Annotated in this window: 24 protein-coding genes; 15 read left to right on the plus strand and 9 right to left on the minus strand. The window is 66.7% G+C overall.

The window, feature by feature from the left end; genetic code table 11:
• Positions 1-9: 9 nt before the first annotated feature.
• Entirely contained in the window at positions 10-1,260 is a 1,251-nt protein-coding gene (gene rcpA / locus M6E97_RS28590; RefSeq protein WP_003110119.1) for a type 4b pilus Flp secretin RcpA, read from the minus strand.
• 13 nt (positions 1,261-1,273) lie between these two features.
• Positions 1,274-2,185, minus strand: a complete 912-nt coding sequence (rcpC, locus tag M6E97_RS28595) for a type 4b pilus Flp biogenesis protein RcpC (protein ID WP_031686548.1) — start codon at positions 2,183-2,185, stop codon at positions 1,274-1,276.
• A gap of 409 nt (positions 2,186-2,594) precedes the next feature.
• On the opposite strand from rcpC, the gene flp reads away from it, so the two are divergent.
• Positions 2,595-2,807: a type 4b pilus Flp major pilin gene (gene flp / locus M6E97_RS28600; protein WP_003141191.1), complete on the plus strand. Its 213-nt coding sequence runs from the start codon at positions 2,595-2,597 to the stop codon at positions 2,805-2,807.
• 188 nt (positions 2,808-2,995) lie between these two features.
• The gene (gene pctC / locus M6E97_RS28605) at positions 2,996-4,894 is read left to right on the plus strand and encodes a methyl-accepting chemotaxis protein PctC (RefSeq protein ID WP_267262434.1); all 1,899 of its coding nucleotides are present in this window, start codon (positions 2,996-2,998) and stop codon (positions 4,892-4,894) included.
• Positions 4,895-4,997: 103 nt separating this feature from the next.
• Here the strand turns inward: pctC and M6E97_RS28610 are convergent, their stop codons facing one another.
• Complete coding sequence (locus M6E97_RS28610) at positions 4,998-6,488, minus strand: helicase HerA-like domain-containing protein (protein WP_021264185.1); 1,491 nt, start codon at positions 6,486-6,488, stop codon at positions 4,998-5,000.
• 399 nt (positions 6,489-6,887) lie between these two features.
• On the opposite strand from M6E97_RS28610, the gene M6E97_RS28615 reads away from it, so the two are divergent.
• From M6E97_RS28615 to M6E97_RS28630, 4 genes are all read left to right on the plus strand, one after another.
• A complete protein-coding gene (locus tag M6E97_RS28615; protein WP_267262435.1) occupies positions 6,888-9,470 on the plus strand; it encodes a methyl-accepting chemotaxis protein in 2,583 nt (860 codons plus the stop codon).
• Positions 9,471-9,787: 317 nt separating this feature from the next.
• The gene (locus tag M6E97_RS28620; RefSeq protein WP_033939193.1) at positions 9,788-10,903 is read left to right on the plus strand and encodes a glycosyltransferase family 4 protein; all 1,116 of its coding nucleotides are present in this window, start codon (positions 9,788-9,790) and stop codon (positions 10,901-10,903) included.
• Positions 10,896-11,657 carry a DUF2334 domain-containing protein gene (locus M6E97_RS28625; protein ID WP_003093883.1) on the plus strand — a complete coding sequence of 254 codons (762 nt, stop codon included), beginning with the start codon at positions 10,896-10,898 and terminating at the stop codon, positions 11,655-11,657. Before M6E97_RS28620 ends, M6E97_RS28625 begins: the two co-directional genes overlap by 8 nt.
• Positions 11,654-12,655 carry a lysylphosphatidylglycerol synthase transmembrane domain-containing protein gene (locus M6E97_RS28630; RefSeq protein WP_003093885.1) on the plus strand — a complete coding sequence of 334 codons (1,002 nt, stop codon included), beginning with the start codon at positions 11,654-11,656 and terminating at the stop codon, positions 12,653-12,655. The genes M6E97_RS28625 and M6E97_RS28630 overlap by 4 nt, the downstream gene beginning before the upstream one ends.
• Here the strand turns inward: M6E97_RS28630 and M6E97_RS28635 are convergent.
• Both M6E97_RS28635 and purU read right to left on the minus strand, forming a co-directional pair.
• Positions 12,630-12,842 (minus strand): hypothetical protein, encoded by a 213-nt coding sequence (locus tag M6E97_RS28635; RefSeq protein WP_003101176.1) that lies wholly within the window; start codon positions 12,840-12,842, stop codon positions 12,630-12,632. The two genes, M6E97_RS28630 and M6E97_RS28635, sit on opposite strands and share 26 nt — an antisense overlap.
• A 49-nt stretch (positions 12,843-12,891) precedes the next feature.
• A complete protein-coding gene (gene purU / locus M6E97_RS28640) occupies positions 12,892-13,743 on the minus strand; it encodes a formyltetrahydrofolate deformylase (RefSeq protein ID WP_003101174.1) in 852 nt (283 codons plus the stop codon).
• A gap of 259 nt (positions 13,744-14,002) precedes the next feature.
• Between purU and mvaT the strand changes: the two genes are divergently transcribed.
• Complete coding sequence (mvaT, locus tag M6E97_RS28645) at positions 14,003-14,377, plus strand: histone-like nucleoid-structuring protein MvaT (protein ID WP_003093888.1); 375 nt, start codon at positions 14,003-14,005, stop codon at positions 14,375-14,377.
• A gap of 84 nt (positions 14,378-14,461) precedes the next feature.
• Here mvaT and sbcB read toward each other — a convergent pair whose 3' ends face one another.
• Complete coding sequence (gene sbcB / locus M6E97_RS28650; RefSeq protein ID WP_003141219.1) at positions 14,462-15,904, minus strand: exodeoxyribonuclease I; 1,443 nt, start codon at positions 15,902-15,904, stop codon at positions 14,462-14,464.
• A gap of 224 nt (positions 15,905-16,128) precedes the next feature.
• On the opposite strand from sbcB, the gene M6E97_RS28655 reads away from it, so the two are divergent.
• Genes M6E97_RS28655 through M6E97_RS28685 form a run of 7 tightly spaced genes read left to right on the plus strand, consistent with a single transcriptional unit; the run spans position 16,129 to position 23,842 of the window.
• Positions 16,129-16,866, plus strand: a complete 738-nt coding sequence (locus M6E97_RS28655) for a hypothetical protein (RefSeq protein WP_003101171.1) — start codon at positions 16,129-16,131, stop codon at positions 16,864-16,866.
• A 37-nt stretch (positions 16,867-16,903) separates the two neighbouring features.
• Entirely contained in the window at positions 16,904-17,701 is a 798-nt protein-coding gene (locus M6E97_RS28660; RefSeq protein ID WP_003134638.1) for an RDD family protein, read from the plus strand.
• Positions 17,698-18,678, plus strand: coding sequence for a stage II sporulation protein M (locus tag M6E97_RS28665; RefSeq protein WP_049311325.1), 981 nt, complete (start codon positions 17,698-17,700; stop codon positions 18,676-18,678). Before M6E97_RS28660 ends, M6E97_RS28665 begins: the two co-directional genes overlap by 4 nt.
• Positions 18,665-20,236 (plus strand): DUF4129 domain-containing protein, encoded by a 1,572-nt coding sequence (locus tag M6E97_RS28670; RefSeq protein ID WP_031636614.1) that lies wholly within the window; start codon positions 18,665-18,667, stop codon positions 20,234-20,236. Before M6E97_RS28665 ends, M6E97_RS28670 begins: the two co-directional genes overlap by 14 nt.
• The gene (locus M6E97_RS28675; RefSeq protein ID WP_031636616.1) at positions 20,233-21,510 is read left to right on the plus strand and encodes a DUF4350 domain-containing protein; all 1,278 of its coding nucleotides are present in this window, start codon (positions 20,233-20,235) and stop codon (positions 21,508-21,510) included. The genes M6E97_RS28670 and M6E97_RS28675 overlap by 4 nt, the downstream gene beginning before the upstream one ends.
• Entirely contained in the window at positions 21,507-22,514 is a 1,008-nt protein-coding gene (locus M6E97_RS28680; protein WP_031636619.1) for an AAA family ATPase, read from the plus strand. Before M6E97_RS28675 ends, M6E97_RS28680 begins: the two co-directional genes overlap by 4 nt.
• Positions 22,511-23,842, plus strand: a complete 1,332-nt coding sequence (locus M6E97_RS28685) for a DUF58 domain-containing protein (RefSeq protein ID WP_003110040.1) — start codon at positions 22,511-22,513, stop codon at positions 23,840-23,842. Before M6E97_RS28680 ends, M6E97_RS28685 begins: the two co-directional genes overlap by 4 nt.
• A gap of 4 nt (positions 23,843-23,846) precedes the next feature.
• Here M6E97_RS28685 and M6E97_RS28690 read toward each other — a convergent pair whose 3' ends face one another.
• The 3 genes from M6E97_RS28690 to M6E97_RS28700 form a co-directional block, all read right to left on the minus strand.
• Positions 23,847-24,206 (minus strand): PilZ domain-containing protein, encoded by a 360-nt coding sequence (locus M6E97_RS28690; protein ID WP_003093898.1) that lies wholly within the window; start codon positions 24,204-24,206, stop codon positions 23,847-23,849.
• 60 nt (positions 24,207-24,266) lie between these two features.
• Positions 24,267-24,689: a DUF4124 domain-containing protein gene (locus M6E97_RS28695; RefSeq protein WP_003093901.1), complete on the minus strand. Its 423-nt coding sequence runs from the start codon at positions 24,687-24,689 to the stop codon at positions 24,267-24,269.
• A 102-nt stretch (positions 24,690-24,791) separates the two neighbouring features.
• Positions 24,792-25,175, minus strand: coding sequence for a tetratricopeptide repeat protein (locus M6E97_RS28700; RefSeq protein ID WP_003141224.1), 384 nt, complete (start codon positions 25,173-25,175; stop codon positions 24,792-24,794).
• Positions 25,176-25,268: 93 nt separating this feature from the next.
• Here M6E97_RS28700 and M6E97_RS28705 point away from each other — a divergent pair, with 93 nt between their 5' ends.
• Positions 25,269-26,075 (plus strand): tetratricopeptide repeat protein, encoded by an 807-nt coding sequence (locus M6E97_RS28705; RefSeq protein WP_003093924.1) that lies wholly within the window; start codon positions 25,269-25,271, stop codon positions 26,073-26,075.
• Positions 26,076-26,136: the final 61 nt, after the last annotated feature.

The raw sequence follows: 26,136 nt of genomic DNA on the forward strand, positions 1-26,136 counted from the left end.
GCGCGCCTCCTAATCCGACAGGCCGGTGTCGTTCTGCTGGCCGTCGTACTCGCCGCGCTCGAGGAAGTACAGGCGCGAGAACCCCGGATCGTAGTGCCGCAAGCCCTCGCCGGGCAGGTCCGGCAACTGTGCGTCGGCGGCCAGCGGCTGGACCAGGTGCGGGGTGACGATCATCAGCAGCTCGCGGTCGTCCTTGTCCAGCTTGGTCGAGCGGAAGAACGCACCGAGGATCGGGATGTCGCCCAGCCAGGGAAACTTGTCGACGTTGCTCACCGAGTTGCTGCTGGTCAGTCCGCTGATCACGAAACTCTCGCCATCGGCCAGCATCACGCTGGTGTCGGTGCGCCGGACACGCAGTGCCGGCACCGCCACCCCGCCGCTCTGGATGCCGGCGCTGTAGTCCAGTTCGCTGACCTCCGGCGCCACCTTGAGAGCGATGCGGCGGTTGTTCATCACCGTCGGGGTGAGGGTCAGACGGATGCCGAACTCCTTGTATTCGATGGTGACGTTGTCGTTGGTGCCGTTCGGCACCGGGATCGGAAACTCGCCGCCGGCGAGGAACGACGCGCTCTGCCCGCTCATCGCCACCAGGCTCGGGCGCGCCAGGGTATAGGCGAAGCCGCTGCCCTCCAGGGCATTCATGAAGCTCAACCACTTGCCGCCGCCGAAGATCAGGTTGAATCCCGAGCTGCCGGTGCCGAAGGTGCCGCCCAGGCCGCTGCCGTCGGCATTGACCTTGATGTCGCCGAGGCTGCCTGGCGCACCGAGCACCCAGAGGTTGCCGCCGCGCCGGACGAACGAGGTGCTGGCCTGCTTCAGCTTGCTGCGGCTGACCTCGACGAAGCGGATATCGGTCTGCACCTGGTTCGGTAGCTCCTCCGCGGCGCCGGCGGTGAACGCTGGAGCACCGCGGGTATCGACGCTACCGCGTCCCTCGACCTCCACCAGGCTGCGCAACGGCTCGGGACTGCAGCCGGTCCAGATCAGCAGGCTGGTGGAGCCCTGTTCCTTGCCGGTGACCAGGAAGCCGCGACGATCCAGCAACTGTACGTCGGCGATCTTCGGATCGCCGATGGCCAGCCGTTCGATCGGCACCGCCAGGCGCAGGTCACGCTGTTGTCCCTGGACGACGTCGACCCGCGGCGCCTGCGCCAGCAACTCGATGCAGCCCTGCGGCAAAGCCAGTGCCGGCAGCGCCAACGCCACCCCCAGCAGCCCTCCCAGCCAGCGCGACACGCCTATCCCGGTGCTCCGATGCATATGCCGGCTCCCCTCAAGGCGCTTCATGGGTCATGGCGCTGCCACGGTAGACCGTGACCCCGTTGGCCACCGGCACGCGCGGAGCCGTGCTGCGCACGCTCGGCGCCGTCGGTTTGCGGCGCTCCAGCAGTTGGTCGAGGCTCAGCACCGCGCTCGGCGCGCCCAGCGACGCTTGCAGCAGCGCGCCTTCCTGCTCCCTGCGGTAGAGTTCTTCGTCCTTGCTGCGGATGGCCAGGCGCAGCGAACCGGCCTGGCTCGCCAGCATCAGCCGCGCCACGCCGTCCTCCGGTACCGCCAGCACCGCGGTACGCGGCGGACGCGGGTCCTTTTCCTGGTTCGAGCGGTCCTGCCCATCGCTGCCCACGGCGATCCGCTCGCCGTAGGTCAGTACCCGGACGCCGGGCAACACCAGTTGCGCCAGCGGGGTCGATTCGCCGTCCCGCTCGTCACGCACGAAGAGCATCACGTCGACATAGTCGCCGGGCAGGACGAAGCCGCCGCCGCCGACCACTTCGTCCACAGCGATCGCCATCGCCCGCTCGTCCGGACGGATGGTCCGGGCCAGCGGACCGCCGGGTTCTAGGGTCGCGGCGGAAAGAATGCTGCCGGCCGGCACCGCGACCCAGACCCGCTTGCCGAGCAACGCCTCGGGCCTGTCGTAGCTACCGACCGGTGCGGTCCGCAACAGCTCGACGCTCAGGTCGTCCTTGCCGATCACCGCCAGCGCCGGGAGATCGCGACTGGCCACCAGCACCGGCTTGCGTTCGAGCTTTTCCAGCGAAGCGTCCACCGCCGCCGAAGCCGGCGCCACGGATGGAGCATGCGCGTTCGATGGCGCGCGGCCGATGGATACGCCGAGGTATCCGAGCAGCACCGCACCGAGCAGCAGCAGGCCGGCCAGGGCCATCAGCACCTTGCTATTCATGGGCAGACCCCTGCTATGCGTCCGGACAGGTCGATGAACGGAAAATCACCGGCGATCGCCGATGATCGGAAAAGAAAAACGGGCGTCTCGCTGTCCGTGTCATGGCCATACTCCGGGACTGGCTTTCCATGGCAGGTACATTGGGGTTATCGACTGGCGACAGTCGTTATTCAAGAACCAAAGTTCATAACTTCGAACTTGCGACGATAGGCCTGAATCTAGACTCGGGATAATCAATGTCAATTTGTCATTAGATGTAGTCCAAGCCTTGTAACCCGCCATATAACCTTGCGACTAATCCACTCCTACTAATGCCATTTAGTTGTTGCAAAACGCCATCATCGGCCTAGCCTCAGCGTGGAGGCAGGGCTCTGTCTCGGTGATTGCCGCGTTCGAGGAGCAAACAAGAATGAAGAACCTGACTCTGCTCGTGTATTGCAAAGTTCGCGCATTCCTGGCGGACGAAGAAGGGGCAAATGCCATCGAATACGCGGTTATCGCCGGTTTGATCGCGGTGGCTCTGATTGCCGTATTGAGTCCCACGGACAGCGGTATCGTCGGCGGTCTGAAAGCCTTCTTCGACGGCGTCGGCACCAAAGTCGGCGGACTGGCTCCGGACTGACGTCCTCTTCCAGAGCGATTTCCCTCCAGTGGCGCCATTTTCATGGCGCCACTATTTTGCCTTTATGCTGGCACTGTGCTACAAAGCCGGCCGTTCAGGCGCTGGATCATGGCTTTCCCCCGCAAGCTCCCTACCTGGTGGCCTGGGCTCCCCGCCCTTCTTGAGGCTTTTGCCAGGACGCATCGCTCATGCTTCGCTCGCTGTCGTTTGCCAAGAAAATCCTTCTCGCCGCCGCATTGGTGGTGGTTTTCGCCTTCACCTGCTTCATCCTCTACAACGATTACCGACAGCGCGAGGCCGTGCGCACGGACACGGAAAACTACCTCGGGGAAATCGGCACCCTGACCGCCAGCAACATCCAGAGCTGGCTGGAAGGCCGCATGCACCTGGTGGAAGGCCTGGCCTCGCAACTGGCGCTGCTCGACCAGCCCGACGAGGCGAATATCGCAAGGCAACTGGAACAGCCCGTCTTCAGCCGCAATTTCGCGTCGGTCTATCTTGGCGAGGCGGCCAGCGGCGCCTTCACCATGCGCCCCTACGACGCCATGCCGGAAGGTTACGACCCACGTACCCGCGCCTGGTACAAGGACGCGCTGGCGGCCGACCGGCTTATCGTCACCGAACCCTTCGTCGATGCCGGCACCGGCGAGCAGATCCTCGCCATGTCGCTGCCGGTGCGGCACGCCGGTCAACTGCTGGGCGTCGCCGCCGGCGACATGAAGCTGGAGACCCTGACCGCGATCCTCAATTCCCTGAAGTTCGATGGTGCCGGCTACGCCTTCCTGGTCAGCGACGCCGGCAAGATCCTCCTCCACCCCGACTCCGGGCTGGTCCTGAAGACCCTCGCCGAAGCCTATCCCAAGGGCGCACCGAACATCGACCCCGGGGTCCACGAGGTGGAACTCGACGGCCGCAGCCAGTTCGTTTCCTTCACCCCGGTGAAGGGACTGCCCGGCGTGACCTGGTACGTCGCCCTGGTCCTCGACCGCGACACCGCCTATTCGATGCTCAGCGAATTCCGCACTTCGGCGATCGTCGCCACGCTGATCGCGGTGGTCGGCATCATGCTTCTCCTCGGCATGCTGATCCGCGTACTGATGCAACCGCTCACCGACATGGGCCGCGCCATGCAGGACATCGCCCAGGGCGAAGGCGACCTGACCAAGCGCCTGAAGGTCACCAGCAACGATGAATTCGGTACGCTGGCCATTTCCTTCAACCGCTTCGTCGAGCGTATCCACGAATCGATCCGCGAGGTCGCCGGCACCGCCCGTCAACTGCACGACGTGGCGCAACTGGTGGTGAACGCCTCGAACTCCTCGATGGCCAACTCCGACGAGCAGTCCAACCGTACCAACAGCGTCGCCGCGGCGATCAACGAACTCGGTGCCGCCGCCCAGGAAATCGCCCGCAACGCCGCCGATGCCTCGCACCATGCGTCCGACGCCAACCACCAGGCCGAGGACGGCAAGCAGGTGGTCGAGCAGACCATCCGCGCGATGAACGAGCTTTCCGAGAAGATCAGCGCCTCCTGCGCCAACATCGAGGCCCTCAACAGCCGCACGGTGAACATCGGCCAGATCCTCGAGGTGATCAAGGGCATCTCCGAGCAGACCAACCTGCTCGCCCTCAACGCCGCCATCGAAGCCGCCCGCGCCGGCGAGGCCGGACGCGGCTTCGCGGTGGTCGCCGACGAGGTGCGCAACCTGGCCCATCGCGCCCAGGAGTCGGCCCAGCAGATCCAGAAGATGATCGAAGAGCTGCAAGTCGGCGCCCGCGAGGCGGTGGCCACCATGACCGAAAGCCAGCGCTACAGCCTGGAGAGCGTGGAGATCGCCAACCGTGCCGGCGAACGCCTGGGCAGCGTGACCAGCCGGATCGGCGAGATCGACAGCATGAACCAGTCGGTGGCCACCGCCACCGAGGAACAGACCGCGGTGGTCGACTCGCTGAACATGGACATCACCGAGATCAACACCCTCAACCAGGAAGGCGTGGAGAACCTCCAGGCCACCCTGCGCGCCTGCGGCGAGCTGGAAGCCCAGGCCGGGCGCCTGCGGCACCTGGTGGACAGCTTCAAGATCTGAGCCCGTCCGTCCCACAGGCCAGCTAACCGCGAAGCGGTTAGTCGGCGATCATCCAGCCCCCATGAAAAAGGCGCCCGCGGGCGCCTTTTTCATGGCCTGGCGCTCAGCGCCGCTTCTTCCCGCCCATCAACGAGCCGAGCAGGCCACGCACCAGCTCCCGGCTCAACTGGTTGGCCGCCTGGCGCATGGCGCTCTTCACCGTCGAATTGGACAGCAGGCTGCCGAGTATCTGCCCGGCCATGCCGCCGACGCCGGACGAGCTTTCCTGCTGTGCGGGCGCCTGGCCCTGGACCTCGGGCTTGGCGTCCGCCTTGCTCGCCAGCACCTCGTAGGCCGACTCGCGATCGATCGGCTGGTCGTAGCGCCCCTTCAACGGCGACCGCTGGACCAGTTCGGCGCGTTCGCTGTCGCTCAGCGGGCCGATCCGCGAATAGGGCGGCGCCACCGCGACGCGCTGGACCATGGCCGGCGTGCCCTTTTCCTCCAGGGTGCCGACCAGCGCCTCGCCGATACCCAGTTCGGTCAGCACCCCCAGGGTGTCGAACGCCGGGTTCGGGCGGAAACCATCGGCCACCGCGCGCAGCGATTTCTGCTCCTTGGCGGTGAAGGCGCGCAGGCCATGCTGGATACGCAGGCCGAGCTGGGCCAGGACATCGTCCGGCAGGTCGCCCGGCGACTGGGTGACGAAGTACACCCCGACGCCTTTCGAGCGGATCAGCCGGACCACCTGTTCCAGGCGGTCGCGCAAGGCTTTCGGCGTGCCGTTGAACAGCAGGTGGGCCTCGTCGAAGAACAGTGCCAGCACCGGCTTGTCGGCATCGCCGCGCTCCGGCAGTTGCTCGAACAGCTCGGCCAGCAGCCAGAGCAGGAAAGTCGCGTAGACCTTCGGCGCCTCGTGCACCAGGCGGCTGGCGTCGAGCAGGTGGATGCGCCCGCGCCCGTCCGGCTCGGGGCGGAGGATGTCTTCCAGTTGCAGGGCAGGCTCGCCGAAGAAGGCCTCGGCGCCCTGCTGCTCCAGAGTGGCCAGGCGGCGCAGCAGCGCCTGCCCGGAAGCGCCGGTGAACAGCGCCCGGTCCTCGCCGAGGATCTCCGGATTGTCCTTCAGGTGGTTGAGCAGCGCCTTCAGGTCCTTCAGGTCGAGCAGCAGCAGGCCTTCCCGGTCGGCCACCTGGAAGGCGGCGAACAGCGCGGCCTGCTGGCTATCGGTCAACTCCAGGAGGTTGGCCAGCAGCAGCGGGCCCATCTCGCTGATGGTGGTGCGCAACGGGTGGCCGGTCTTCCCGGCGATGTCCCAGAGCGTGGTCGGGTAGGCCTTCGGCTGGTAATTCAGCCACGGCATGCTGGCGATGCGTTCGGCGACCTTGCCCTGCGGGTTGCCCGGCGCGGCGATGCCGCACAGGTCGCCCTTGATGTCGGCGGCGAATACCGCGACACCGGCATCGCTGAAGGATTCGGCGAGGTGCTGCAAGGTCACCGTCTTGCCGGTACCGGTGGCGCCGGCGATCAATCCATGACGGTTGGCCAGGCGCCAGGCCTGCCCTACCGGCTGGCCATCGGGGCCAGCGCCGATCAACAACTCATTCGCTTGCGACATCCATTCATCCTCGGGACTAAAGCTCCGGCACGCTGTGCCGACAGTAAGGGAAAGCCCTTGTACAACGGGGCTTCCAGCGGAACCCGCGTACCAATATGCGCGGGTTCCCGCGAAGGGCGTCGGGCCAGCGCATCGACCCGATCTGGCCGTCCAGCTTCAGCGAAGACCTTCGGGCCTTGCTGAGACAGGAAAAATCGCCATCGTATCCGTATCACGCATTCTTCGGAGCCACCCAGGGAACCGTGGCTTCGTGGCACAAGGCCGTGCCTGGGTCGACGGACTACCCACCCGCGCGACCCGCCCGACGCTGCAAGGCGTACGGAAAGCCCCTGCGCCCGCGGAACGGTCGCAGGGGTCTGGTCAAAGACTGGCGCTACATACTCCTGGACGCAATACAACATGATCAAAAGTCTGAAGTTCAGCCACAAGATCCTCCTCGCGGCCTCCCTCGTGGTGTTCGCCGCTTTCGCACTGTTCACCCTCTACAACGATTACCTGCAGCGCAACGCGATCCGCGAGGACCTCGAAAGCTACCTGCGGGAAATGGGTGACGTGACCTCCAGCAACATCCAGAACTGGCTCGGTGGCCGTCTGTTGCTGGTCGAGCAGACCGCCCAGACCCTGGCCCGCGACCACAGCCCGGAAGCCGTCAGCGCCCTGCTCGAACAGCCGGCCCTGACCTCGACCTTCAGCTTCACCTACCTCGGCCAGCAGGACGGCGTCTTCACCATGCGCCCGGACAGCCCGATGCCGGCCGGCTACGATCCGCGCAGCCGGCCCTGGTACAAGGACGCCGTAGCGGCCGGCGGCCTGACCCTGACCGAGCCCTACGTCGACGCCGCCACCCAGGAACTGATCATCACCGCGGCGACGCCGGTGAAGGCCGCCGGCAACACCCTCGGCGTGGTGGGCGGCGACCTCAGCCTGAAGACCCTGGTACAGATCATCAATTCGCTGGACTTCAGCGGCATGGGCTACGCCTTCCTGGTCAGCGGCGACGGCAAGATCCTGGTGCACCCGGACAAAGAGCAGGTGATGAAGACCCTGAGCGAGGTCTACCCGCAGAACACGCCGAAGATCGCCACCGGTTTCAGCGAGGCCGAATTGCACGGGCATACCCGCATCCTCGCCTTTACCCCGATCAAGGGCCTGCCTTCGGTGACCTGGTACCTGGCGCTGTCCATCGACAAGGACAAGGCCTACGCCATGCTCAGCAAGTTCCGCGTCTCGGCCATCGCCGCCGCGCTGATCTCCATCGTCGCCATCCTGGTCCTGCTCGGCCTGCTGATCCGCCTGCTGATGCAGCCGCTGCACCTGATGGGCCGTGCCATGCAGGACATCGCCCAGGGCGAGGGCGACCTGACCAAGCGCCTCGCCGTGACCAGCCGCGATGAATTCGGCGTGCTCGGCGATGCCTTCAACCAGTTCGTCGAGCGGATCCATCGCTCGATCCGGGAAGTCGCCGGGACCGCGCACAAACTGCACGACGTCTCGCAACTGGTGGTGAACGCCTCGAACTCTTCGATGGCCAACTCCGACGAGCAGTCCAACCGCACCCCCCTCCCCCCACACAAGGGGGGGGGGGGGGGGGGGGGGGGGGGGGGGGGGGGGGGGGGGGGGGGGGGGGGGGGGGGGGGGGGGGGGGGGGGGGGGGGGGGGGGGGGGGGGGGGGGGGGGGGGGGGGGGGGGGGGGGGGGGGGGGGGGGGGGGAACGGGGAGGGGAGAACGGAGGGTGGGTGCCGGGCGGCGGTGGGCGAGGCGGCAGCCTGGGGTCGGGGGGGGTGGGGGGTGGAACAACACCACCTGGTTGTGGGGTCCGGCGCGCCGCGCCCCGGGGAGAGCTCTGGGCCGCCGCGCTGGGGGGGGGCGTCGGCGGGGGGGGGGGGAGTCGGCGTGGGGGAGGGGGGGGGGGGGGGGGCGGCGGGGGGCTGGGCTGATGGGGCAGCCGAGGCACCTGCGGACCTGGGGCGGCCGGGGCCGGCGCCGGGGGGGCCGCATCCGGGGGACCATCGCCGGGGAGGGCGAGCCGGGGGGGCGGCGACCTCAGCTGCAGACGTCAAGCGCCTCGCCGTGACCAGCCGCGATGAATTCGGCGTGCTCGGCGATGCCTTCAACCAGTTCGTCGAGCGGATCCATCGCTCGATCCGGGAAGTCGCCGGGACCGCGCACAAACTGCACGACGTCTCGCAACTGGTGGTGAACGCCTCGAACTCTTCGATGGCCAACTCCGACGAGCAGTCCAACCGCACCAACAGCGTCGCCGCGGCGATCAACGAACTCGGCGCCGCCGCCCAGGAAATCGCCCGCAACGCCGCCGATGCCTCGCACCATGCGTCCGACGCCAACCACCAGGCCGAAGACGGCAAGCAGGTGGTCGAGCAGACCATCCGCGCGATGAACGAGCTTTCCGAGAAGATCAGCGCCTCCTGCGCCAACATCGAGGCCCTCAACAGCCGCACGGTGAACATCGGCCAGATCCTCGAGGTGATCAAGGGCATCTCCGAGCAGACCAACCTGCTTGCCCTCAACGCCGCCATCGAAGCCGCCCGCGCCGGCGAGGCCGGACGCGGCTTCGCGGTGGTCGCCGACGAGGTGCGCAACCTGGCCCACCGCGCCCAGGAGTCGGCCCAGCAGATCCAGAAGATGATCGAGGAACTGCAGATCGGCGCCCAGGAAGCGGTCAGCACCATGACCGAGAGTCAGCGCTACAGCCTTGAAAGCGTGGAGATCGCCAACCGTGCCGGCGAACGCCTGAGCAGCGTCACCGGACGGATCGCCGAGATCGACGGGATGAACCAGTCGGTGGCCACCGCCACCGAGGAGCAGACCGCGGTGGTCGATTCGCTGAACATGGACATCACCGAGATCAACACCCTCAACCAGGAAGGCGTGGAGAACCTCCAGGCCACCCTGCGCGCCTGCGGCGAGCTGGAAACCCAGGCCGGGCGCCTGCGCCAGCTGGTGGACAGCTTCAAGATCTGAGCACTGCCCGAGCCGTAGCCGAACCGGCGGATAATCGCGCCGCGGCTATCCGCCCTGCCCCCGGCCATTCGTAGGGTGAACAACGCCAACGGCGTTGTTCACCCTTATCCTGCCAGGATGCCTCCCGAGGCATGCCTTCCTCTCCGCCCGCTCCCTCTGCGACCTATTCCCGCGCTGGCTGCCCCGAACGCGCCGGCTCGCGCTTTCTTTCCTAGACTTGAAGCTACCCATGGCTCCCGCACACCGTTCGAACGACTGCCGGCGCCGGTGGTCCACTGAGTGGCAGAAGGAACAAGCTCAACGGAGGAAGGCCCATCGTGCACATCGCCGATATGACCATGTTCTACGCGCCTGCCAGCGGGGGGGTACGCACCTATCTCGAAGCCAAGCATCGCCATCTCTGGCACTATCCCGGCATTCGCCACAGCGTGCTGGTTCCTGGCGCCGGCTATCGCCAGGCGAACGGCATCCACGAGGTGCCGGCGCCGCCGCTGCCATTCGGCAATGGCTACCGCTTCCCTCTCCGTCGCGGCCCCTGGCGCAAGGTGCTGCGCAATCTGCAACCGGACCTGATCGAGGTCGGCGACCCCTACCTCACCGCCTGGGCGGCGCTCGACGCACGGCGTCGGCTGGACGTGCCGGTGATCGGCTTCTACCACTCCGACCTGCCGCTGCTGGTGAGCAATCGCATGGGCGCCTGGCTCGGCACCAACGCGGACAACTACGTCAGCAAGCTGTACGGCCACTTCGACCGGGTCCTGGCCCCCAGCCGGGTAATGGCGGAAAAGCTGATGCGCCTGGGCGTCGCCGACGTGCATGTACAACCGCTGGGCGTCGACCTGGTCACCTTCCATCCGAGCAACCGAGATCCGGGGCTGCGCCAGGAACTCGGCCTGGACGAGGAAACCCGCCTGCTGATGTTCGCCGGGCGCGGTTCGCGGGAAAAGAACCTGCCGGTACTGCTCGACGCCATCCAGCGCCTCGGCGACGGCTATCACCTGTTGCTGGTGGGTTCCAACATGCCGACCCGGGTACCGCGCAACACCAGCGTGGTCGACCATTTCTGCGACAGCCGCGAAGTCGCCCGCCTGCTGGCGAGCAGCGACGCGCTGCTGCACGCCGGCGACCAGGAGACCTTCGGCCTGGTCGCACTCGAAGCGATGGCCAGCGGTATTCCGGTGGTGGCGGTGCGCGCCGGGGCACTGGCGGAAATAGTCCCGGAGCGTTGCGGCGTGCTCTGCGCGCCGAACAACGGCGACGCCATGGCCTGCGCGGTGCGCGAACTGTTCAGCCACGACGTCGAGCTGCGCGGCCAGCGCGCCCGCCGTCACGTCGAGCGCCAGCATGCCTGGGACGCGGTGGTCGCCGGCCTGCTCCTGCACTACCACGCGGTACTCGGCGACAGCGAGGCGAGGTTCCCGCGCTATGGCTGAACGCAGCCTGCTGCTGGTGTTGCACGACGTGGCCCCGGAAACCTGGCCGGACTACCGGCCCTTCGTCGAGGCCGTGGACGCGCTCGGCCAGGTCCCCATGACCTGGCTGGTAGTGCCCGATTTCCACCATCGCAACCCGTTGGAAGCCGACGAAAAGTTCTGCGAACTGCTCTCGCGGCGGGTGGCCCGGGGTGACGAACTGGCTCTCCACGGCTTCTATCACTACGATGACGCCCCACCACCGCGTACTCCAGGGCAATACTTCATGCGTCGCATCTACACCTGGGAGGGAGAGTTCTATGCCCTCGACCACGCCGAGGCCAAGGCCCGCCTGGCCGCCGGCATCGAACTGTTCCGCCGCCGCGGATGGCCGCTGCACGGTTTCGTCGCGCCGGCCTGGCTGATGAGCGCCGGCACCCGCCAGGCGCTCGGCGAGAGCGGACTGCGCTACACCAGCGACCCGTCCAACCTCTACCGGCTTCCCCACCTGCAACCGATCGAGGCCCCCGGCCTGGTCTGGAGCGCGCGCAGTGCCTGGCGTCGCGGCCTCTCCTGGGCGCTCAGCGAGCAGCGCCGGCGGGCCTGGCGCGCAGCGCCGGTGATCCGCCTCGGACTCCATCCGGTCGACATGCGCCATCGCTTTTCCCGCGAATACTGGCTGCGTACCCTGCGCACCCTGCTGTCCGAGGGGCGCCAGCCGCTGACCAAGATCGACTGGCTGGAGCGCCGCCTCGCCCTGGACCACGCGGCATGAGTCGAGGCTGGTTACTGCTGTTCGGTTTGATCGGTGCCTCGCTGATTCCGCTGGTGCTCGGCGGCAGCGACATGTTCTCGCGCTTGCGCGCCTTCCCGCTGGACAGCCTGCTGCTGATGTTCGGCATGATCGTGGTCTGCTGGTTCATCAACGGCCTGCGCCTGCGCTTGCTGCTCGCCGGGCGCGCCGGCAAGCTCGGGCAGTTGCAGAGCGTCGGCATCATCATGGCCAGCGAATTCGCCTTCTGCGCCACTCCGGGCGGCAGCGGCGGGCCGTTGACCCTGATGGCGCTGCTGGCCCGGCGCGGCCTGCGCCCGGCACAGACCAGCGCGGTGTTCGCGGTCGACCAGTTGGCCGACCTGACGTTCTTCCTCTGCGCCCTCGGCGCGATCCTGATCTATGCCCTCAGCCATTCGCTGAGCCCGAACATGGAATCGAGCCTGATCTTCAGCGCGGTATTCCTGGTCGGCCTGTTCGTCGGCGCGGTAATGCTGATCCGCTACCTGCACCAGGTGATCCGCTTCAACGGGCGGGTTCTAGCGCGGCTCGGCGTGTCATCGCGCAAGCGCCTGCACTGGGGCCGCAAGATCCTGCATTTCCGCATTGCCCTGCACGACAGCCTGCGCCTGCCGAAACGACGCCTGCTGGCGGTCTTCCTTCTCAGCAGTACGCACTGGCTGCTGCGCTTCAGCGTGCTCGACCTGACCCTGCGCGGCCTGGGAGTGGACATCCAGTGGGCCTGGACCTTCCTGATCCAGATGGTCTCGCTCAGCGCCGGACAGCTCTCGCTGATCCCCGGCGGCGCCGGCGGCACCGAACTGACCTCGGCGGCCCTGCTGGCCCCCATGATCGGCAAGTCGACGGCGGCGGCGGCCATCGTCATCTGGCGAGCGGTGACCTTCTATTTCTACCTCGTCGCCGGCGGCCCGGTGTTCGCAGTGCTCGCCGGACGCCCGCTGCTGAAGAAGCTGATCAGCAGTCGCGAGGCTTCTTCCTGAGCGTATCCTCGGCGTCAGCCTCGCCCGTCTCGCTGGCGCTCTCTTGGATACGCCGCCAGAGTTCGGCCGCGCCGGGAAACTCGGTTCCGTCCTCGTCGCCGAGGGCGTCGATGTCGTAACGGCTGGTGCAACCCTCGCCGAGGGTCGGTGGCGGGCTGGCGGTGCCCGCCGACCTGGGATCGCTCATGTTCGTTCCTCCGGGTGCCGGCCCCGGCCGGCATTCCAGGGAAGCCGACTCAGTCGAACACCACCGTCTTGTTGCCGTGTACCAGTACGCGGTCTTCCAGGTGATAGCGCAGTCCGCGCGCGAGCACCAGTTTTTCCACATCCTTGCCCAGCCGCACCATGTCTTCGACGTTGTCGCGGTGAGTGACCCGCACCACGTCCTGCTCGATGATCGGACCGGCATCCAGTTCCTCGGTCACGTAATGGCTGGTCGCGCCGATCAGCTTGACCCCGCGCTTCGACGCCTGGTGATACGGCTTGGCGCCGATGAAGGACGGCAGGAAGCTGTGGTGGATGTTGATCACCTGGTGGGCGTACTTGCGGCACAGGTCCGGCGGCAGGATCTGCATGTAGCGAGCCAGGACGATGCAGTCGGCGCCATGTTCGTCGATCAGCCGGGAAACTTCATCGAAAGCCGGCTGCTTGTCCTGCGGATCGACGGGAACGTGGAAATACGGGATACCGTGCCACTCGACCATGCTGCGCAGGTCGTCGTGGTTGGCGATCACGCAGGGAATCTCGCAGTCCAGTTCGCCGCTGTGCCAGCGGTGCAGCAGATCGGCCAGGCAATGGGACTCCTTGCTGGCCATCAGCACCACGCGCTTCTTCACCTCGGAATCGGTGATCCGCCATTCCATGGAGAATTCGCGGGCGATCGGGGCGAAAGCCTGGCGGAAGCCATCCAGGTCGAACGGCAGAGAGTCGGCACGGATCTCGTGGCGCATGAAGAACCAGCCGTTATCGTTGTCGGAATGATGGCTGGCTTCGGTGATCCAGCCATTGTAGGTGGCCAGGAAGTTACTCACCTTGGCAACGATCCCGACCCCGTCGGGACAGGCGATCACCAGCCGAAAAGTGCGCATGGGTATACTCCAGAAACATCGCGAAAGGCCGCCATTCTAGCGGCATGGCGGGAAAAGTTCAGCCTCGGCGAAGGCCTTTCGACAGGCTGTTGCGCGAGAGAATAAACCCGCACAACAGGGCAATCCCGATGCGGAATTAATTACTTTGAATTTCATCGAGAAAAGTTTTCATCGCGGTTTACTTACAGTTTCGCCCTGACTATTATTGAATCTACTTACATGCCCGCCACCGCCACTCAGCACAGACAAGGTACCTGACATGTCCCTGATCAACGAATATCGCGCCACGGAAGAAGCCATCAAGGAACTTCAGGAGCGCCTGAAGTCCCTGGAACAAGACGACAAACTGAAAAAAGAACTGGAATTCGAAGAGAAGCTGCGCACGCTGATGGGCACTTACCAGAAGTCCCTGCGTGACGTGATTTCCCTGCTCGATCCGGACGCCAAGATCGGCAAGAGCACCCGCACCGCCAAGGCGCCTGCCGGCAAGCGCGCGCGCAAGGTCAAGCAGTACAAGAACCCGCACACCGGCGAAGTCATCGAGACCAAGGGCGGCAACCACAAGACTTTGAAAGAGTGGAAAGCCAAGTGGGGCCCCGAGGCCGTCGAGAGCTGGGCCACCCTGCTCGGCTAAACCAGTCAGTTCCACGAAGAACGCCAGCCCAGTGCTGGCGTTTTTCATTTCCGCCGTATCGTACCGACTCCTCTGCCTGCGTCCTCAAGTCTCCAGCGAATAGCGTTGACGCAGTTCCGCGGCGTAATCGCGCCAGGCCGCAAGTACCGCCGGCAATGTGCCGCCCTGCTCTTGCCGACAAGCCTCCAGCGCCGCCTCGAAGGCCGGCAAAGTATTCGGTGCGCCGTATTCTTCATGGGACAAACGATTGCGGCAGAAGCTTTCCCATTGTTGGCGCTCGGCCACATTTAAAGTTTCCGGGAAATTTCGCGCACGATAGCGGAAGAACAACTCCTGCAAGCGGGCATCGTCGAAGGGCCATTGTTCTTTGGCCAATTGCTCCGGTTCGGCAAGGCGCAGCTGTTCACAAAGGCGTCGATCCCGATCGCCAATAAATCCGTCATACAACTGTTGCTCGGGGTCGTCGCTGGCGGAGAAACTTTCTTCGCCATATAGCGCTGTCAGTTTGTCCGCCCAGACGGTTTGATGCTGGCGCAACAACTCGGCTTTTCGCTGGCACTCCTCGAGTTCGATGCCGGTTCGCTGGCGATCCTCGCCGCGCAATACCGACAGCGGCGCCACCACCGGGCAACGGTTGACCTGGATCTGCTTCAGCGGCACCGGCAACTCGCCCTCGGCCAGTTCGTCGCGACGGGTATACAGGCGCCTGCGCAAGTCCTCGGCCGACAACTCCAGCAGCGGCGCGGGATCGGCGCAGAGGTCGCAGACGATGAGAGCATTGCGGTTGCGCGGGTGCCAGGCCAGCGGCAGGACCACCGAGAGGAAATGGCGCTCCGCGGAAAAGCGTCCGGAGACATGCACCAGCGGCTGCAGCAGGCGCACCTGGTCGAGCACCTTGTGCTTGCTGCGCAACTGGTAGAGGTAATCGTACAGGCGCGGCTGGCGCTGACGGATCAGGCGGGCCAGGGCAATGGTGGCGCGAACATCGGAAAGCGCGTCGTGGGCCTGCCCATGCTCCAGGCCGTTCGCCGCGGTGAGCATTTCCAGCTTCAGCGACAGCCGGCCGTCCAGCTGCGGCCACTGGATGCCCTCCGGGCGCAGGGCATAGGCGGTACGGACCATGTCGATCAGGTCCCAGCGGCTATTGCCGCCTTGCCACTCGCGGGCGTAGGGATCGAAGAAGTTGCGGTACAGGCTGTAGCGCGTCACTTCGTCATCGAAGCGCAGGGAGTTGTAGCCGGCCACGCAGGTCGCCGGCTGCGCCAGCTGGGCGTGTACCCGGGTCATGAAGTCGGCCTCGGACAGCCCCCGCTCGGCCAGCCGCTGGGGAGTGATGCCGGTGATCAGGCAAGCCATAGGGTGGGGCAGGATATCGTCGCTGGGACGGCAATACAGGTTCATCGGCTCGCCGATCTCGTTCAGCGCCTCGTCCGTGCGGATCCCGGCGATCTGCAACGGCCGGTCGCGGCGAGGGTCGATGCCGGTGGTTTCGTAGTCGTACCAAAAAATACTCGCGTTCACGGTCATTCCCTTTCTGGCGGCACCGGGCAGTCTACCAGTGACTGCCGCGAAGCTCGCGACCCACTTCGGGGATTTCCAGGTTTTCCAACGAACTCACGGAAAGCACCGTAGGCACGGCCCGCCAGGGCGCGTCAGTGCGCATATCTGCCATCCGAACCTTGCGTTGTCCCCTCCGCCCTCGCTAGCATTCCGCTCGCACGGATGCCCGTTTCACTGACAAGGACAGCACCATGAACGACACCAGCAATCCCTACGCCACCCCCGCCAGCGCCCTGCAACCGACCCAGGCGGTGCCGCCGGTCATCGGCGACTACGACTTCCGCATCGGCGACGTGATCAGCGAAGCCTGGGCCAAGATCAAGGGCGTCAAAGGCATCCTGATCGGCGCCTTCGTGGTCTACAGCGTGGTGATCCAGACCATCACCTTCATCCTCACCCTGCTCTTCGGCGGTATCGGCCTGATGAGCGAGGCCGATCCCATCGCCTTCGCGGTCGGCCAGATGATCGCCAGCCTGGTCGCCACGGCGGTGGGCTACCCGTTCTTCACCGGCCTGACCATGATCGGCATCCGCCGCGCCGCCGACCAGCCGGCGACCTTCAACGAAATGTTCAACTACTTCGGCATGCTGGTGCCGCTGCTGCTCACCGGCCTGCTGATGATGCTGATGGTCTACGTCGGCTTCTTCCTGCTGATCATCCCCGGCCTCTACCTGAGCGTCGCCTACATGCTCGCCCTGCCGCTGGTGGCCGAGCGCGGCCTGACGCCCTGGCAGGCCCTGGAAACCTCGCGCAAGGCCATCAGCCGCCACTGGTTCAAGGTGTTCGGCCTGCTGCTGGTGCTGAGCCTGCTGATGCTGGTGAGCATGATCCCGCTGTTCATCGGCCTGATCTGGACCGGCCCGCTGTTCGTCGTTTCCATGGGTATTCTCTACCGCACCATCTTCGGCGTTCGCCCGCTGGGCAACTGAGGTGCAGACCGGGCCGTCGCGGCGGCCCGGTTGCCTGATGACGCCACGCTGGCTAGCATCTGACTTTCCCCGACACGGCCCCCCGATGCCACCGAACGCAGCCGCCCGCCTCGTCGCGCCCGCCCCCCGGCCAGGCGCCGAGGTCCTCGACACCCACTACCACGTGGAAACGCCGGAAGGCATCGACCTGCTCCTGCGTCCCGCCGGCGTCGTCCCCCGGGCCCTGGCCTATACCATCGACCTCTGCATCCGCGGCCTGATCATGCTGGTGCTGATGCTCGGCCTGGCGTTCCTCGGCAAGCTCGGCGCCGGCCTCGGCCTGCTGCTGACCTTCGTCATGACCTGGTGGTACATGGTCCTCTTCGAGGTGCTCAACCAGGGCCGCTCGCCCGGCAAGCAGATGATGGGACTGCGCGTCGTCCACGACGACGGCACTCCGGTGGGCTGGGCCGCGTCGCTGCTGCGCAACCTGCTGCGCTTCGCCGACATCCTGCCCTTCGGCTACGCCCTCGGTCTGCTCTGTTGCCTGAACCATCCGGCCTTCAAGCGCCTGGGCGACATCGCCGCCGGCACCCTGGTGGTCTACCGCGAACCCGAACTGAGCCGGCCCAGCCTGCCTGACGTCGAGCCGCAACTGCCGCCCTTCCCCATGAGCCTGGAAGAACAGCGCGCTTTCCTCGGCTTCGCCGAACGCGGCGCGGCGCTTTCCTCGGCACGCCGCGAGGAACTGGCAGGCATTCTCGCCGAACCGCTGGGCGTCGAGCCGGTACGCGCCCAGGCCGAGATCAACGGCATCGCCCGCGGCTTTCTCGGCCTGCGCCAGGAGAGCGCATGAAACAGAGCCTCTTCGAACAGCGCCACCAGGCCGCCTGGCAACGCTTCGACAAACGCCTCGCCTTCCTCGAGAAAGGCAAGAAGCTGGAAGGCTCCAGCGACGACTTCGCCGCCGATTACCGGCGCCTCTGCCAACAACTGGCGCTGGCCCAGGAGCGCGGCTACAGCAGTCACCTGATCGACCAGTTGCAGCAACTGGCGATGCGCGGCCACCAGCAGTTCTACCGGCACCGCAGCCAGCTCGGCGGCCGCATCCTCGGTTTCCTGCTCGCCGGCCTGCCGCGCCTGGTCCGCGAGGAATGGCGCAGCATCGCCGTGGCCAGCCTGCTGTTCTACGGCAGCGCCCTGCTCATGGGGCTGCTGGTCTATCACTTTCCCGACCTGATCTACAGCGTGGTCAGCCCGGACAAGGTCAGCGAGATGGAGTCTATGTACGCCCCGGAAACCACCCGCCTGGGTCCGTTGGGGGCACGCGACACCAGCGACGACTGGGAAATGTTCGGCTTCTACATCATGAACAACATCGGCATCGCCTTTCAGACCTTCGCCAGCGGCGTGCTGCTGGGACTCGGCAGCCTGTTCTTCCTGCTGTTCAATGGCCTGATGATCGGTTCGGTGGCCGGCCACCTGACGCAGATCGGCTACGTGCAGACCTTCTGGCCGTTCGTCATCGGCCACGGCGCGTTCGAACTGACCGCCATCACCTTCGCCGGCGCCGCCGGCCTCAAGCTCGGCTGGGCGCTGCTCGCGCCAGGTCGCCTGACCCGCGGCGAAGCCCTGCGGCTGGCCGCCCGGCGCAGCGTGCAACTGATCGCCGGGGTGATCGTGCTGTTGCTGCTGGCGGCCTTCACCGAGGCCTATTGGTCTTCCATCAGTCATTTCGAGCCGCGGGTGAAGTACGCGGTCGGCGCGGTCCTCTGGCTGCTGGTCGGCAGCTACTTCCTGTTCGCCGGACGGAGCCGCCATGCGCCTGACTGACGCCAGCGTGGCGATTCGACCGCGCAGCGCCTGGGAAGCGCTCGACCTCGGCATCCTCCTGGCGCATCGCCATGCGCGCCTGCTGATGGGCAGCTGGGCGTTGCTGACCCTGCCGCTGTTCGCCGTGCTCAGCCTCCTGCTGTGGCAGCATCCGACCCTGGCGATCCTGATCTTCTGGTGGCTCAAGCCGGCCTTCGAACGGCTGCCGCTGTACATTCTCTCGCACGCCCTGTTCGGCGATACGCCAACCCTGAAGCAGGCCCTGCGCGCCTATCCCACCCTGCTGAGGAAACAGTTGCCGGCCAGCCTGCTGTGGCGCCGCTTCAGTCCGACGCGCAGCTTCGACCTGCCGGTCCTGCAACTGGAAGGGCTCGCCGGGGAGGCCCGCAGCCAGCGCCTGATCGTATTGTCCCAGCGCAACGCCGGCGGCGCGACCTGGCTGACCGTGGTCGGCGTGCACCTGGAAATGGCGCTCTGGGCCGGCTTCGCCATGCTTCTCTACCTGCTGATCCCGGCGCAGAACGAGATCGACTGGAACTGGCAGAGCCTGCTCGACCCGGAAGCCGGCGAGTGGCTCTGGCTGGAGCACCTGTCGAACCTGCTCTACGTCCTGGTGCTGGTAGTCTGGGAGCCGATCTACGTGGCCTGTGGCTTCACCCTCTACCTGAACCGGCGCACCGAACTGGAGGCCTGGGACATCGAGCTGGTGTTCCGCCGCCTGCGCCAGCGTCTGGTCGGCAGCGCCTATGTCCTGCTGCTCGGCCTGGCCGCTTCGCTGGCCTGGCTGCCCGCCCCTTCCGCCTACGCCGAGCCGGCGGCCGCCGCCAGCGCCGGCGAAGCCGAGCTACCGCCTGAGCAGGCCCGCCTGCTGCGGCAGAAACTCAACAGCGAACAGGCCGGCAAGCAGATCCGGGCGATCGTCGACGGCGTGCCGTTCAAGAACAGCGAGACCGTTACGGGCTGGCGCTTCGGCGACAAGACCGAGAAAAAGGACAGCCGCAAGGAGGACGAAGAGCGGCTCAAGGCATTCTTCGAGGCCCTGGCCAACTGGGTGCCGTTCCGTCACGCGGCGCAGGTCATCGAAGTGCTGCTCTGGGCGCTGCTGTTCAGCGCGGTGTTCCTGCTGGTCTGGCGCTACCGTGAATGGCTGCGCCTGTTCGTCGGCAACCTGGGCTTGCCGCAACGGGCCCGCCGCGAAGCGCCGACGGTGATGTTCGGCCTCGATCTCAGTCCGGAAAGCCTGCCCGACGACATCGCCGGCAACGCCGAACGGCTCTGGAACGAGAAACCACGGGAAGCCCTCGGCCTGCTCTACCGCGGGCTGCTCAGCCGACTGCTGCATGACTACCGCCTGCCGTTGAAGGGCTCTCATACCGAGGGCGAGGTCCTGCGCCTGGTCGAAGGACTGGAGCAACAACGGCCGCTGCTGCACTACAGCCAACTGCTGACCGCCCAATGGCAGGCGCTCGCTTACGGCCACCGGCTGCCGGCCGACGACGCTCGCCAGCGCCTCTGCGACGGCTGGCGCAGCCTTTTCGCCGCGGGAGCCAAGCCATGATGAGCCGGCGCGCGCGCTTCCTGTTGCTTGCCGTGCTCCTGCTGCTGGCCGGGCTGCTGGCGATCTTCCTGGCCAGCCGCCTGCAACCCTATACGGAGACGATCGACCTCGGCCCATCGCCGGAGGCCCGGCGCAATCCCTACCTGGCCGCCGAACTGTTCCTGCGCAAGCAGGGGGTCACGGTGAGCCGCGCCGACGGCCTTGAGGTCCTCAAGGAGCTGCCGCCCTCCGGGCATACCCTGCTCCTGCTCGGCAGCCGCTCCGGCATGACTCCCGGCCAGGCGCGCCGCCTGCTGCAATGGAGCGAGCAGGGCGGGCACCTGGTGCTGATCGCCGAACGCCTGTGGGACGAGGACGAGAAGAAGAGCGGCGACCTGCTGCTCGACAGCCTGGATATCCGCCAGTACCTGACCGAGGACTTCGACGACAGCCAGGACCGGGCCAGAGAGGAAACCGCCGACGCCGACGCCGACGCCGACGAAGGTAGCGTCGACGACCATGCGACCGAAGCGCCGCCGGAGGAAGCCGCCGGCGAGGAAGAAGAGCCCGCCGACAGCGTGCCGGACTATTCCGCACTGACCCGCCTGTACCTGGAAAACGAGCGCTCGCCGGCCTACATCGGCTTCGATCCCGACTACCACCTCTACGATCCGCAGAACCACGCCTACGCCTGGGCCAACAGCGGCGACGCCACCCACCTGTTGCAGATGCAGCACGGCAAGGGCCTGGTCACGGTGCTCACCGACGCCTGGATCTGGCAGAACCGCAACATCGAGCAGTACGACAACGCCTGGCTGCTCTGGTACCTGACCCAGGACAACCAGGTGACCCTGCTCTACCGCGCCGAACGCGACAGCCTCGCCACCCTGCTCGCCCGCCACTTCCCCGAGGCCCTGGCGGCAGCGCTGCTGCTGTTGCTCGCTGGCCTGTGGCGCGCAGGGCTGCGCCAGGGTCCCTTGCAGCCGGTGGCCAGCCGTTCGCGCCGGCAACTGGAGGAACACCTGCGCGCCGGCGCCGACTTCCTCCTCCGCCAGCGCGGCCACGTCGCCTTGCTGCACGGTCTGCAACGCGACATCCTGCGCAGGGCGCGGCGTCGCCACCCCGGTTTCGAACAGCTCGGCGTCGCCGAGCAATGGCAGATCCTCGGGCGCATGACCCGCCTGCCACCCAGCGCCATCAGCCAGGCCATGCGCCCATATCCGGCGCAGCGCCTTTCCGCTGCCGACTTCACCCGCCAGGTCGCCCACCTGCAAAGCCTCAGGAATGCCCTATGAGCGAACAGACGCCCGAACAACCGAGCACCGCGCCCAACCCGGCGCTCCAGCGCCAGCGCGCCAGCCAGCTGGCCCAGGCCCTGCGCAGCGAACTGCAGAAAGCCCTGATTGGCCAGGGCGCGGTGATCGACGATGTGCTCACCGCGTTGCTCGCCGGCGGCCACGTGTTGGTGGAAGGCGTGCCGGGGCTCGGCAAGACCCTGCTGGTACGCGCCCTGGCGCGCTGCTTCGACGGCGGCTTCGCGCGCATCCAGTTCACCCCCGACCTGATGCCCAGCGACGTCACCGGCCACGCCGTATACGACCTCGCCAGCGAGCAGTTCAAGCTGCGCAAGGGGCCGGTGTTCACCCACCTGCTGCTGGCGGACGAGATCAACCGCGCGCCGGCCAAGACCCAGGCCGCCCTGCTGGAAGTGATGCAGGAGCGCCAGGTCACCCTGGAAGGACGCGCCCTGCCGGTGCCGCAGCCGTTCATGGTGCTGGCGACGCAGAACCCGATCGAGCAGGAAGGCACCTATCCGCTGCCGGAAGCCGAACTCGACCGCTTCATGCTCAAGCTGCGCATCGATTACCCGGCCGAAGCCGAGGAACAGACCCTGGTGCGCCAGGTGACCCGCTCCGCGCGCAGCGACATGCTCGACGTGGCCAACCTGCGGCCGCTGCTGAAGGACAAGGACGTTCTCGCCCTGCAGCGGATCGCCAGCGACCTGCCGATCGACGACCAGGTCCTCGACTATGCCGTGCGCCTGGCCCGCACCACCCGCAACTGGCCGGGCCTGGCCCTCGGCGCCGGACCTCGCGCGTCGATCGCCCTGGTCCGTTGCGGCCGGGCGCGGGCGCTGCTGCGCGGCGGCGAGTTCGTGGTGCCGGACGACATCAAGGGCTGTACCCTGGCGGTCCTGCGCCATCGGGTCCGGCTGTCTCCGGAGCTGGACATCGAGGGGCTGTCGGTGGACCAGGTCCTGCAACAGTTGCTCGACCAGGTACCGGCCCCCCGCGTATGAAGCCATCGCGCGCCCTGCTGGCGCTGTTCGCCGCGCTCCTGCTGCTGGCCATCGGCCTGGGCAGCCTGTCGGCGCTCGGCCAGCGGTTGCCTGCGCAACTGCATACATTCTGGTGGGCGGCGCTCGCCGCGCTGCTCCTGCTCGGCCTGCTGGACGCCCTGTGGGCGCGCCGCCAGGCGGTGCCGAAGCTGAGCCGCCAGCTCAGCGGCAACCTGCCGCTGGGGCGCTGGAGCGAAGTGCGCCTGCATCTGCAGCACACCTATCGGCGTCCGGTTCGCCTGACCCTGTTCGATCACCTGCCGGCCGGCATGGATTTCGAGTACCTGCCGCAGGAGGTCGAACTGCGCCCGGGCGAAAGCACCGAGGTCGGCTACCGGGTGCGGCCGCTCAACCGCGGTCACTTCGTGTTTCCCCGCTGCGAGCTGGAACTGCCCAGCCCGCTGCGCCTGTGGCGGCAGCGCCGCTACCTGGAAGCACGTGGCGAGACCCGCGTCTACCCGGACTTCGCCCGCCTCTACGGCGCCGAACTGATGGCGGTCGACCACTGGCTCAACCAGATCGGCGTACGCGGCGGCCAGCGCCGCGGCCTCGGCCTGGAGTTCCACCAGTTGCGCGAATTCCGCGACGGCGACACCCTGCGCCAGATCGACTGGAAGGCCACCGCTCGCAAACGCACGCCGATCGCCCGCGAATACCAGGACGAACGCGACCAGCAGATCCTCTTCCTGCTCGACTGCGGCCGCCGCATGCGCAGCCAGGACGGCGACCTGTCGCACTTCGACCATGCCCTCAACGCCAGCCTGCTGCTGGCCTACGTGGCCCTGCGCCAGGGCGATGCGGTGGGCGCCATGACCTTCGCCGGCGACGACCGCCGGCACCTCCCGCCGGGCAAGGGCAGCGCCCAGCTCGGCGCGCTGCTCAACACCGTCTACGACCTGCAGACCAGCCAGCGTCCCGCCGACTTCCCGGAAGCCGTGCAGGCGGTGCTGTCCCGCCAGCGGCGGCGGGCCCTGGTGATCCTGGTGACCAACCTGCGCGACGAGGACGACGAGGAACTGCTCGGCGCGGTGAAACGCCTGGGCCGCCAGCACCGGGTGCTGGTCGCCAGCCTGCGCGAGGAAGTGCTCGACACCCTGCGCCAGGAGCCGGTCGCCCGCTATGAGCAGGCGCTCGCCTACACCGGCACCATCGACTACCTGAATGCGCGCAACGGCCTCCACGAGAAGCTCGCGGCCCACGGCGTGCCAGTGCTCGATGCGCGTCCCAGCGAACTCGGGCCGGAGCTGATCAGCCGCTACCTGGGCTGGAAGCGCGCCGGCGTGCTTTGACGGATCAGACCGACTGCGGCTGGCGGGGGAAGCTGAAGTAGCGGCGCAGCGCCTCCACCAGTTCGAGGAATTCGGCGGGCGGCGCCAGCAGGTGGAAGCCGGAATCGAAATGACCGGGCGTGACGTCCTCGCAGGTCCACCGGCAGTCGGCGGAAAAATCGATGCATTGCGGGCGACCGCCCAGTCCCGGAACCTTCAGGCGCAGTTCGAAACGCGCGCCGACCAGCATCGGCAGTTGGCTGATCAGCAGCAGGCCGTCCTCGGAGACGTTGCCGATGTAGCCCATCGGCTTATCGGTGATGCGATTGAACACCTTCAGGTAGCTGGGCAACTGATGGCGCTGGATATGTCGTTGAAGACCCATAATGGCATTTCGCTATGATTTGCAGTCCAGTATGACGATGCCGGCGCTCGGGGAACAAGCTCAGCGGCAGCGTTCGGACTCCCGCGAGGCCAGTTCGCGACGAATGGCGTCCAGCTCGGCATCGCTCAGGTAAACCGGCCCGCCGCCGGCGTCCTGCCGATAGAAGCGGCCGCCGCGTTCGAGCTGGGACAACTGTTGCCGCAAGCGCCCGCATTCCTCGGCCAGCGCAGCCTGGCGCTGGCCGGCACGTTCGGCGGCGGCGGTGCGTTCCTCGCGACGAGCATCGAAATACTCCTGGGTGCGCTGCTCGCGCTGGCGGGTCGCGGCGTCACGTTCCACCACCTGCGGCCTGACTTCGACGCGTTGCGCGCCGGCCGGTGGCGTGGCGGAGAAGTGTACCTTGCCCTGGGCATCGGTCCAGCGATAGATGTCCGCCTGCGCCAGCACGGGCATCAGGGCGACACAGAACCACAGGGCACGCATGCGAACCTCCTCCGTGAAATCCAGGACGAAGCTTACCGGATCGACCGGGGTCCCATGCGACCGACGGTCAGCCTGAACGCCCGTCCAATCCCTCCCGGCCGCCTACAGGCGGGTCGGCACGGCGCTGGCCGAGGCCGGCGTCTCATTCAGCCGGCCCAGCTGGCGCAACGTCTCCAGCCGCGCCTTGGCACGGTAGGCATATTCGCTGGTGGGGTAACGGGCGATGATGAAGTGGTAGGTCTGCGCCGCGTCGACGAACAGGCTCTGGCGTTCCAGGCACTGGCCGCGCAGCAGCGAGATTTCCGGCTGCAGGTAGGGCCGCGCGCGAATCCGCCGTTCGGCCCGCGACAGGTCGAGCATCACCTGTGCGCAATCGCCTTTGTCGTAGGCGCGGTAGGCCCCGTTCAGGTCGCTGTTCAGCGACCAGCTGTTACAACCGGTGGCACTCAGCGCCAGGCAGGCAACGATCAAGCTTCGCATAGGCATATCCTCCGTTGGGAACTGTATCGGCGCGTATTGGCGTGACTGAAGGGCCTGACTAGACTGGGGTGGCTCTCGTCCTGGCGCCAAGGAGATGCCATGCGCTTCGCCCGCCGTCTCGTCCTGCTCCCGTTGCTGTCGCTGCTGGCCGCCTGTTCGCCGACCACGCCGCTGTTCGTCGCCCAGGTGACCACTGGCGAAGTCGCCGAATACAAGCAGATGAAGAGCAACCGCATGACCGCCGCCATCGAGGAGGAAGGCGACCTGCTGACCTACAGCGCCATGGCGATCCGCGACAACAGGAGCGCCGAGGCGGAGAAGCTCTACCTCACCGGCTACGACAATAGCCGCTACAGCGCCGAGGTGCGCGGTATCTCGCTGTACCAGATCGGCCTGATCTACATGAGCCGCTACAACGACCAGCGCGACGACGCCAAGGCCACCGACTACTTCCAGCGCGTGGTCCGCGAGTTCCCCGGCACCCACGCCGCCGAGCATGCCCAGGCGCGCCTGCTGGCGATGCGACAGCGAGCCAGGGAGCCGGTGCAGAAGAGCGCCCGCGAATTGCTCGCCACCTGGAAGCCACAGCAGAACCTCGACCTCTACAAGACCAGCCTCGACCCGGACATGACCCTGCTGTCGCGCCGCGCGGTGCTCAAGGATCGCGTCGACGAAGCCGCCGAGCTCTACCTGCTGGCGGTCAACGATCCGGCGATTCCTGCCGGTATAAAGGAAAAGGCCCTCTACCAGCTCGGCCTGATGTACCTGGCGCCGGACAACCCGCACCCGAACCGCGACAAGGCCATCGAATACCTGCGCCGCCAGTTGCTCGACTATCCTGAAGGCGAATTGTCGAACAAGGCCAGCCGGCACCTCGACCAGGCGCTCAACGTGCAACCGCGCTGATCCCCGCCGGACTGACCCAGATCAAGCGCCCGTCGCGGCGTCTGGTCTGCAATGGCATTCC

This window comes from Pseudomonas sp. B111, assembly GCF_026428275.1.
GTDB classification, from domain to species: domain Bacteria; phylum Pseudomonadota; class Gammaproteobacteria; order Pseudomonadales; family Pseudomonadaceae; genus Pseudomonas; species Pseudomonas aeruginosa.

Bases quoted from the DNA above. Each gene is read 5' to 3' on its own strand.
- rcpA (WP_003110119.1), bottom strand. From the start codon at position 1,260: ATGCATCGGAGCACCGGGATAGGCGTGTCGCGCTGGCTGGGAGGGCTG.
- rcpC (WP_031686548.1), bottom strand. From the start codon at position 2,185: ATGAATAGCAAGGTGCTGATGGCCCTGGCCGGCCTGCTGCTGCTCGGT.
- flp (WP_003141191.1), top strand. From the start codon at position 2,595: ATGAAGAACCTGACTCTGCTCGTGTATTGCAAAGTTCGCGCATTCCTG.
- pctC (WP_267262434.1), top strand. From the start codon at position 2,996: ATGCTTCGCTCGCTGTCGTTTGCCAAGAAAATCCTTCTCGCCGCCGCA.
- M6E97_RS28610 (WP_021264185.1), bottom strand. From the start codon at position 6,488: ATGTCGCAAGCGAATGAGTTGTTGATCGGCGCTGGCCCCGATGGCCAG.
- M6E97_RS28615 (WP_267262435.1), top strand. From the start codon at position 6,888: ATGATCAAAAGTCTGAAGTTCAGCCACAAGATCCTCCTCGCGGCCTCC.
- M6E97_RS28625 (WP_003093883.1), top strand. From the start codon at position 10,896: ATGGCTGAACGCAGCCTGCTGCTGGTGTTGCACGACGTGGCCCCGGAA.
- M6E97_RS28630 (WP_003093885.1), top strand. From the start codon at position 11,654: ATGAGTCGAGGCTGGTTACTGCTGTTCGGTTTGATCGGTGCCTCGCTG.
- M6E97_RS28635 (WP_003101176.1), bottom strand. From the start codon at position 12,842: ATGAGCGATCCCAGGTCGGCGGGCACCGCCAGCCCGCCACCGACCCTC.
- purU (WP_003101174.1), bottom strand. From the start codon at position 13,743: ATGCGCACTTTTCGGCTGGTGATCGCCTGTCCCGACGGGGTCGGGATC.
- mvaT (WP_003093888.1), top strand. From the start codon at position 14,003: ATGTCCCTGATCAACGAATATCGCGCCACGGAAGAAGCCATCAAGGAA.
- sbcB (WP_003141219.1), bottom strand. From the start codon at position 15,904: ATGACCGTGAACGCGAGTATTTTTTGGTACGACTACGAAACCACCGGC.
- M6E97_RS28655 (WP_003101171.1), top strand. From the start codon at position 16,129: ATGAACGACACCAGCAATCCCTACGCCACCCCCGCCAGCGCCCTGCAA.
- M6E97_RS28660 (WP_003134638.1), top strand. From the start codon at position 16,904: ATGACGCCACGCTGGCTAGCATCTGACTTTCCCCGACACGGCCCCCCG.
- M6E97_RS28665 (WP_049311325.1), top strand. From the start codon at position 17,698: ATGAAACAGAGCCTCTTCGAACAGCGCCACCAGGCCGCCTGGCAACGC.
- M6E97_RS28670 (WP_031636614.1), top strand. From the start codon at position 18,665: ATGCGCCTGACTGACGCCAGCGTGGCGATTCGACCGCGCAGCGCCTGG.
- M6E97_RS28675 (WP_031636616.1), top strand. From the start codon at position 20,233: ATGATGAGCCGGCGCGCGCGCTTCCTGTTGCTTGCCGTGCTCCTGCTG.
- M6E97_RS28680 (WP_031636619.1), top strand. From the start codon at position 21,507: ATGAGCGAACAGACGCCCGAACAACCGAGCACCGCGCCCAACCCGGCG.
- M6E97_RS28685 (WP_003110040.1), top strand. From the start codon at position 22,511: ATGAAGCCATCGCGCGCCCTGCTGGCGCTGTTCGCCGCGCTCCTGCTG.
- M6E97_RS28690 (WP_003093898.1), bottom strand. From the start codon at position 24,206: ATGGGTCTTCAACGACATATCCAGCGCCATCAGTTGCCCAGCTACCTG.
- M6E97_RS28695 (WP_003093901.1), bottom strand. From the start codon at position 24,689: ATGCGTGCCCTGTGGTTCTGTGTCGCCCTGATGCCCGTGCTGGCGCAG.
- M6E97_RS28700 (WP_003141224.1), bottom strand. From the start codon at position 25,175: ATGCCTATGCGAAGCTTGATCGTTGCCTGCCTGGCGCTGAGTGCCACC.
- M6E97_RS28705 (WP_003093924.1), top strand. From the start codon at position 25,269: ATGCGCTTCGCCCGCCGTCTCGTCCTGCTCCCGTTGCTGTCGCTGCTG.